The organism is Pseudomonas batumici (assembly GCF_000820515.1).
Lineage (GTDB): Bacteria > Pseudomonadota > Gammaproteobacteria > Pseudomonadales > Pseudomonadaceae > Aquipseudomonas > Aquipseudomonas batumici.
Genome location: NZ_JXDG01000058.1, coordinates 248,930 through 255,355, shown reverse-complemented (window position 1 = coordinate 255,355; position 6,426 = coordinate 248,930). Strand labels below are relative to the sequence as shown.

Sequence of the window (6,426 nt, the reverse complement as noted above, 5' to 3'; positions counted from 1 at the left end):
GAGCATTCCGAGCCTGTTTTTAACGCAGCATGATCGTCGCGCAGGCAGTTATCGTACAGAGCCTAGAGCGCCAGGCCGGCCTTGACCCGATACTGATTGCGCACCGGCGTCGCGTATTGCTGCACCAGGTACGGACGGTGTTCGACCGGGCAGGCCTCCAGGCGGTTTTGCCATTGCACCTCGGCCTTGGCCAGTTCCTCGGCGGGGAACACCTGGGGGGCGGGCGGCACCTGCAACTGCGGGTCGGCTTCGCTCCACTGGGCATAGGCCAGGTAGTGCACCGGGAACAGGCGATAGCCATGGAGAATCTGCCGGTCCATTTCCGTGGCCAGGACCTTGGTGTCCTCGAACTCGCCGCTCAGGGGCGCGGCGAAGTTCACATGGACCCGGCCCTTGTAGCCGGTGATGCCCTTGGCGATGCTGACGTCATCCTCGCCTGGCGCCTTGGTGTAGCTGCCGGTGGTGGCGCGGATATACAGCTCGCGTGCCTTGGCCAGGTCGCAGGGGTCATACTCGTAGCTGATGGACACGGGCGTCAGGTTCATCGAGCGGATGACCTCGGAGAATGGCTCGTCCTTGCGGCTCATGTGGAACATTTTCAGGATCGCCGACTCGGTCCGGTCGTCACCGTCCTTGGCCCGTCCTTCGGCCTGGGCGATCCAGATCGACTGGCCGTCGTGGCGGATCGAATGGTTGATGTAGGCCGAGAGCAATTGATAGGCGGCCATCTTTTCCCGCCGTCCGGCGATCGAGCGGTGCACGATGAAGCTCTTGTTCAGGCGCATCAGGTCGCTGACGAAGGGCTTCTGCAGCAGGTTGTCGCCGATGGCGATGCGCGGCGTGGGCAGGCCGGCGTGGTACACGGCATAGTTGACGAAGGCCGGGTCCATCACGATGTCCCGGTGGTTGGCCAGGAACAGGTAGGCCTGGCCCGACTTGAGCTGTTCCACGCCGGTGTAGGTGACGCCGTCGGTGGCGTGCTCGATGGTCCGGTCGACGTAGACCTCGACCTTGTCCTGCAAGGTGGCGACCGAGGTCACGCCGGCGAACTCACGGCGCAGGCGGTAGGCGATCAGCGGTTTGAGCAGCCAGCCGAAGGCGCCGGCCAGGCGCGGGAAGCGGAAGTGGGTGAGGATATCTAGAAACGCCTGGTCGCCGAACAGCCGGGCCAGGACGGCCGGTACTTCACTGTCGTCGTAGGGTCGGATGGCATCGAATTCGCCCATCATGCTCTCTTGTTGGAAACGGCTAGGGTAAGTAGAGGGTTGAGTGATAAATAACAAAGCCCGATCGGGAAAATAAAGCCCAGGCGTAAAATAGCCTTGCAAATAGACCGGCGATTATACGCACAAGTCACTTCGGAGACCGCGATGCTGGAAACTGAGCGTTACGAATGCCCTTATTGCGGTGTAGTCGGCGAAGCGGTGCTGGATCTGTCCGGCGGCGACCAGACCTATATCGAGGACTGCGCGGTGTGCTGCCGACCGATTACCTTTGTCCTGCAGACCGATGGCGAGGAGTGGATGCTCGACGTTTACAGAGAGGACGAGTGACGAGGGTTTCCCTATGCAGCGTATCTACGAGCCGGAAAACCTGATGGAAGGCGAGCTGCTGCAAGGCATGCTTGCCAGCGAAGGGATCGAGGCGCACCTGGTGGGGCGTGACCTGTTGGGCGGGGTGGGTGAATTGCCGGTGTTCGGGTTGTTGGCCCTGGCGGTGGACAATGACCAGGCGCACTGCGCGCGTGAGTTGATCGCCGCGTACAATGAGGCGCTGCCGATGTCCGGTGATGAGCCGGACAGTTTTCCGGATGTGCTGGTCTGTTAGCTTGATTGCCCCGAGTTTTTGAAAAGAGCCGTGTAGCCCAATGTGTGGACGTTATGCCCTGTTTCGCTGGAACCCCACCTTCGCGGCCTTGCCCGGCTTTCCTGCCGACCAGAAGGCGCAGTGGAATATTTCGCCCAATGATTCGGTGCTGATCCTGCGTGCCGCCGACGGCCAGCGCGAGCTGGCTCGCGCCCGCTGGGGGCTGACCCCGGCCTGGTTGACCGATCTGTCGAAGACTCCGGCCCATGCCCGGGCGGAAACCCTGGCCGAGCAGCCGATGTTTCGCCAGGCCTTCCGCGAGCGGCGTTGCCTGTTGCCGGCCAACGGCTTCTACGAATGGCGCGGCACGCAGCGCAAGCGGCCTTACTGGCTGACGCCGGCGGAAGGTTCGAGCCTGTTTTTTGCGGCGATCTGGGAGGCCTATCCGGTGGACGGGCATGTCTGGTTGAGCACCGCCGTGGTGACCCAGGCGGCGTCGAATCAGCGGCGTCCGCTGATTCTGGATGCGGCCGGGCAGGAGGCGTGGTTGTCCGAAGCCACCTCGCTGGCCGACTTGCAGGCGTTGCTGGCCAGTCCCCAGGCGCCTTTGCGCGAGCGGGTGCTGGCCAACCTGGTGAACGATCCGAAGCTCAATGCGCCGGAGTGCCTGACGCCGGGTTGAGGCGCGGTTTGCAGTCGGGCGTGATGTATCTGAACTTGATGCGTTACCTGTCGTTTGTATCTGGCGCGGATACAATTCTCCCCCTAGGATAGCCGGCAGTTTCCAGGGAGAGTAATCATGGCTAGAGCTTGGGTGTTGGGTGTGTTGAGCGCGGGTTGCCTGCTGGCCGGGTGCCAGGCGGTCAATACCACCAGCGGTGGTGCGGTCGGGGTTGAGCGCAAGCAGTACATGTTCAGTATGTTGTCGAGCCAGCAGGTCGACCAGATGTACGCCCAGTCGTACCAGAAGACCGTGGGGGAGGCGAGTGGCAAGGGCGTGCTGGACAAGAGCAGCGCCAATGCCAGGCGGGTCCAGGCGATTGCCAACCGGTTGATTGCCCAGGCGCCGACCTTCCGTCCGGATGCGGCGCAATGGCAGTGGGAAGTCAACCTGATCAAGAGTGACGAACTCAATGCCAACTGCGGTCCTGGCGGCAAGATCATCTTTTATAGCGGTCTGATCGACCGGCTCAAGCTGAGCGACGACGAGATTGCCGCGGTGATGGGGCATGAAATTGCCCACGCCTTGCGCGAGCACGGGCGTGAGGCGATGTCCAAGGCTTACGGGATCGAGATGGCGAAGCAGGGCGCCGGTGCCTTGCTCGGCCTGGGGCAGGACAGCCTGGCGCTGGCCGATACCGTGGCGAACTATGGCATGACCTTGCCCAACAGCCGGGCCAATGAGAACGAGGCGGACCTGATCGGTCTGGAGCTGGCGGCGCGCGCTGGCTACAACCCGAATGCGGCCATCAGCCTGTGGAACAAGATGAGCCAGGCGGCTGAAGGCGCGCCGCCGGAATTCATGAGTACCCACCCGTCGTCCGGCAGTCGTATCGCCTCGCTGGAGGCGGCGATTCCGAAGGTGATGCCGTTGTATCAGCAGGCCAGGAAGCCCTGACCTGCTGTAGCGATTCCGATATACCGTTCAATTGAAGTCGAACACGGTCCCTGTGGGAGCCGACAAGCCAGCTCCTACAGGTTGCGTGGCGTTTTCAATATCCCGGCAAGGGACGTGCCTCAGAGCCAACCGCTGCTCTGCATCGCCTTGTACACCGCCACCACCGCGAGGATGAAGAACGCCGACGCCGCCAAGCGACGGATCAGGGTCAATGGCAGCTTGTCGGCGGCGAAGTTGCCCGCCAGCACCACCGGGACGTTGGCGATCAGCATGCCCAGAGTGGTGCCGATGATCACCAGCCACAGCTCCGGATACTGCGCCGCCAGCATCACCGTGGCGACCTGAGTCTTGTCACCGATTTCCGCCAGGAAGAACGCGATCAGGGTGGTCAGGAACGGGCCGAACTTGCGCGCCGTGGTGGTCTCGTCATCGTCGATCTTGTCCGGCACCAGGGTCCACAGGGCCGTGGCGGTAAAGCTCGCCGCGAGGATCCAGTGCAGCACCGCATCGGAGAAGAAACTGCCGAACCAGGCGCCCACCGCGCCGGCCGCCGCATGGTTGGCCAGGGTCGCCGCGACGATACCGGCAATGATCGGCCAGGGTTTGCGAAAACGGGCAGCCAGAATGAGCGCGAGCAGTTGCGTCTTGTCGCCGATTTCGGCCAGGGCAACGATTGCGGTGGGAACGAGCAGGGAGTCCAGCATCAGGTTTTCCTAAGGGGCGGGTCGACACGGCTATGACACGTACAGCCTTCCCGCCCCGGGTAAGGTGTGCGTGTCATAGGTCTTGTCAAACCTCGGGCCCGTCTGTGCGGACCCTGGGTCGCATGCGCCATGGTCGGTTGACCAAGTATGTTGACGCATGCCGGACGAGCGTGGCGCTCGTGGGAGACTACTCCCCTAGGACGGAGCGGATTCTGCCTAGGCAGGATCCATTGCGCAAGTCTTGTTTTTCAACCGCGTTTGGCGCTGTAGACCCGGAAGCCCTGTCCTTCGGCCTTGGTCACGCAAGGCCCCAGATGCTCTTCGATCAAGGGTTGGTAGCGCAGGAAGTTGTTCGCCACCAGCCGCAGTTCGCCACCGTTTTTCAGATGTTTGGCCGCTTTTCGCAGCAGGTTTTCTGTTGCCTGATAGTCGGTGTGCACGCCGACATGAAACGGCGGATTGCTCAGGATCGCACTCAAGCCCATGGGCGCGGCATCGATGCCGTCACCGGTCAGCACTTCGCCGTCGAGGCCGTTGGCGGCCAGGGTCAGGCGGCTGCTGGCGGTGGCGAAGGCGTCGACGTCGAGCAGGATCACCTGGTTGTGCGGGTAACGCCGCTTCACGGCGGCGCCGAGCACCCCGGCACCGCAACCGAAGTCCAGCAGGTGGCCGCTCGGCAGCTTGTCCAGGTGCTCCAGCAGCAGGGCGCTGCCGCGATCCAGACGTCCATGGCTGAACACCCCGGGCAGGCTGACCACCTTGAGCGGGCCTTCGGTCAGGTCCAGTTCGTAATGCCGGGCCAGGCTCTCCAGTGGCTGGGGCTGCGGCGCGTCGGCGACGGTGACCTGCCACAGCTGGCAATGCCGGGCGCTGTCGAGCTTGCGCGGCTTGCCGAAGGGGTTGAGCTGCTTGGCCGCGCCCTCGATGCCGCTGCGTTTTTCACCCACCAGGAACACGTCGCCGCCGGGCAGGCGCGAGGCGATGGCGTTGAGCAGGTAGTCGGTCAGGTCCTTGGCCTTGGGCAGGAACACCACGGCGCTGTCGAATGGGAGCTCGGGGATATTCACGCCGAAATGGCTGCGGCCGGCAAAGCGGGCCTCCAATGCCGCCTGATCCCCAGCATGCCAGCACCAGCCGTGGGCATTGGGCAGGCGCCCGAGCAAGTCGTCGGCGGGCAGTCCGGCGAGCAACAGCTTGCCCTGGAAATAGTCGGCCTGACGAAGCAGTACTTCACTGCGCGGATCCATGGTCTGCTCCCTGAAAAAAAGTGCCGCAGTCTATCAACTGACAACCCGCAATGCTGCTCCGTTGAAGAAGCCCAGGGCGTTTTCCGCCAGTTGCCCGACGATCCGTTGCCGGGCTTCACGGCTGCCCCAGGCGTTATGCGGGGTGACGATCAGGCGCGGGATATCGCCGGCCAGCAGCGGGTTGCCGTTGCTGGGCGGTTCGACGCTCAGCACATCGGTGGCGGCCCCGCCCAGGTGGCCGCTGCGCAGGGCATCGGCCAGAGCCAGTTCGTCGATCAGGCCGCCGCGCGCGGTGTTGACCACGAAAGCGCCGGGCTTGAGCAGCGCCAGTTCAGGGGCACCGATGAAGTGGCGGGTGTATTCGTTGAGCGGGCAGTGCAGGGTCAGTGCATCGACCTGTGGCAGCAGTTGCTCCAGCGGCACGCGATCGGCCCGGGCCGGGCGCCCGGGAATCTGCCCGAGCAGCACGCGCATGCCGAAGGCTTCGGCGAGCCGGGCCACCGCGCCGCCGAGTTCGCCATGGCCGAGCAGGCCGAGGGTCTTGCCTTCCAGCTCGACAATCGGGAAGTCCAGCAGGCAGAACTGTTTGGCCTGTTGCCAGCGGCCTTCGCCCACGGCTTTCTGGTAGTCGGTCAGGCGCGTGGCCAGGGCCAGCAGCAACATCAGGGTGTGCTGGGCCACCGACGGCGTGCCGTAGCCCTGGCAGTTGCTCACGGTAATGCCGCGGGCGCGGGCGGCGGCCAGGTCGACATTGTTGGTACCGGTGGCGCTGATCAGGATCAGCTGCAGGTCGGGGCAGGCGGCCAGGGTTTCGGCGGTCAGGGGCACCTTGTTGCTGATGGCCACGCTGGCGCCTGCCAGGTGTTCGACGACATTCTCGGGGGTGGTCCCGGCACACAAACGCAACTCGTCGAAGCAGGCCCGCAGCGGATCGAGGTCCAGGTCGCCGAGATCCAGGGAAGGGTGATCGAGGAATACCGCGCGGCGGGAGTTGCTCATCAACTGTACCTTTTGTGCTATGGGGTGAAGGCGTAAGGTATCGAGCCTAACA

At 63.8% G+C, this 6,426-nt stretch carries 8 protein-coding genes and 1 riboswitch; of the genes, 4 read left to right on the top strand and 4 right to left on the bottom strand.

Annotated features, from left to right (window positions below):
* Positions 1–62 precede the first annotated feature (62 nt).
* Positions 63–1,229, bottom strand: coding sequence for a 1-acyl-sn-glycerol-3-phosphate acyltransferase (locus UCMB321_RS22795; RefSeq protein WP_040070818.1), 1,167 nt, complete (start codon positions 1,227–1,229; stop codon positions 63–65).
* Between the two features lie 141 nt (positions 1,230–1,370).
* On the opposite strand from UCMB321_RS22795, the gene UCMB321_RS22790 reads away from it, so the two are divergent.
* The 4 genes from UCMB321_RS22790 to UCMB321_RS22775 all read left to right on the top strand — a co-directional run bounded on the left by UCMB321_RS22790 (position 1,371) and on the right by UCMB321_RS22775 (position 3,424).
* A complete protein-coding gene (locus tag UCMB321_RS22790) occupies positions 1,371–1,553 on the top strand; it encodes a CPXCG motif-containing cysteine-rich protein (RefSeq protein ID WP_040070817.1) in 183 nt (60 codons plus the stop codon).
* A 13-nt stretch (positions 1,554–1,566) separates the two neighbouring features.
* Positions 1,567–1,827 (top strand): putative signal transducing protein, encoded by a 261-nt coding sequence (locus UCMB321_RS22785; protein ID WP_040070815.1) that lies wholly within the window; start codon positions 1,567–1,569, stop codon positions 1,825–1,827.
* A gap of 40 nt (positions 1,828–1,867) precedes the next feature.
* Positions 1,868–2,488: an SOS response-associated peptidase gene (locus UCMB321_RS22780; RefSeq protein ID WP_040070814.1), complete on the top strand. Its 621-nt coding sequence runs from the start codon at positions 1,868–1,870 to the stop codon at positions 2,486–2,488.
* 117 nt (positions 2,489–2,605) lie between these two features.
* Positions 2,606–3,424 (top strand): M48 family metallopeptidase, encoded by an 819-nt coding sequence (locus UCMB321_RS22775; RefSeq protein WP_040070813.1) that lies wholly within the window; start codon positions 2,606–2,608, stop codon positions 3,422–3,424.
* 119 nt (positions 3,425–3,543) lie between these two features.
* Here UCMB321_RS22775 and UCMB321_RS22770 read toward each other — a convergent pair whose 3' ends face one another.
* The 3 genes from UCMB321_RS22770 to UCMB321_RS22760 form a co-directional block, all read right to left on the bottom strand.
* On the bottom strand, positions 3,544–4,128 hold the full coding sequence (locus UCMB321_RS22770) for a TMEM165/GDT1 family protein (protein WP_040070812.1): 585 nt from the start codon (positions 4,126–4,128) through the stop codon (positions 3,544–3,546).
* Between the two features lie 108 nt (positions 4,129–4,236).
* A riboswitch (yybP-ykoY riboswitch) is annotated at positions 4,237–4,337 on the bottom strand.
* Positions 4,338–4,376: 39 nt separating this feature from the next.
* Positions 4,377–5,375: a methyltransferase gene (locus tag UCMB321_RS22765; RefSeq protein WP_040070810.1), complete on the bottom strand. Its 999-nt coding sequence runs from the start codon at positions 5,373–5,375 to the stop codon at positions 4,377–4,379.
* A 33-nt stretch (positions 5,376–5,408) separates the two neighbouring features.
* On the bottom strand, positions 5,409–6,374 hold the full coding sequence (locus UCMB321_RS22760) for a 2-hydroxyacid dehydrogenase (RefSeq protein ID WP_040070808.1): 966 nt from the start codon (positions 6,372–6,374) through the stop codon (positions 5,409–5,411).
* Positions 6,375–6,426 lie beyond the last annotated feature (52 nt).

Excerpts from the sequence above, each read along its gene's own strand:
- UCMB321_RS22795 (WP_040070818.1), bottom strand. The coding sequence starts at position 1,229 with ATGATGGGCGAATTCGATGCCATCCGACCCTACGACGACAGTGAAGTA.
- UCMB321_RS22790 (WP_040070817.1), top strand. The coding sequence starts at position 1,371 with ATGCTGGAAACTGAGCGTTACGAATGCCCTTATTGCGGTGTAGTCGGC.
- UCMB321_RS22785 (WP_040070815.1), top strand. The coding sequence starts at position 1,567 with ATGCAGCGTATCTACGAGCCGGAAAACCTGATGGAAGGCGAGCTGCTG.
- UCMB321_RS22780 (WP_040070814.1), top strand. The coding sequence starts at position 1,868 with ATGTGTGGACGTTATGCCCTGTTTCGCTGGAACCCCACCTTCGCGGCC.
- UCMB321_RS22775 (WP_040070813.1), top strand. The coding sequence starts at position 2,606 with ATGGCTAGAGCTTGGGTGTTGGGTGTGTTGAGCGCGGGTTGCCTGCTG.
- UCMB321_RS22770 (WP_040070812.1), bottom strand. The coding sequence starts at position 4,128 with ATGCTGGACTCCCTGCTCGTTCCCACCGCAATCGTTGCCCTGGCCGAA.
- UCMB321_RS22765 (WP_040070810.1), bottom strand. The coding sequence starts at position 5,375 with ATGGATCCGCGCAGTGAAGTACTGCTTCGTCAGGCCGACTATTTCCAG.
- UCMB321_RS22760 (WP_040070808.1), bottom strand. The coding sequence starts at position 6,374 with ATGAGCAACTCCCGCCGCGCGGTATTCCTCGATCACCCTTCCCTGGAT.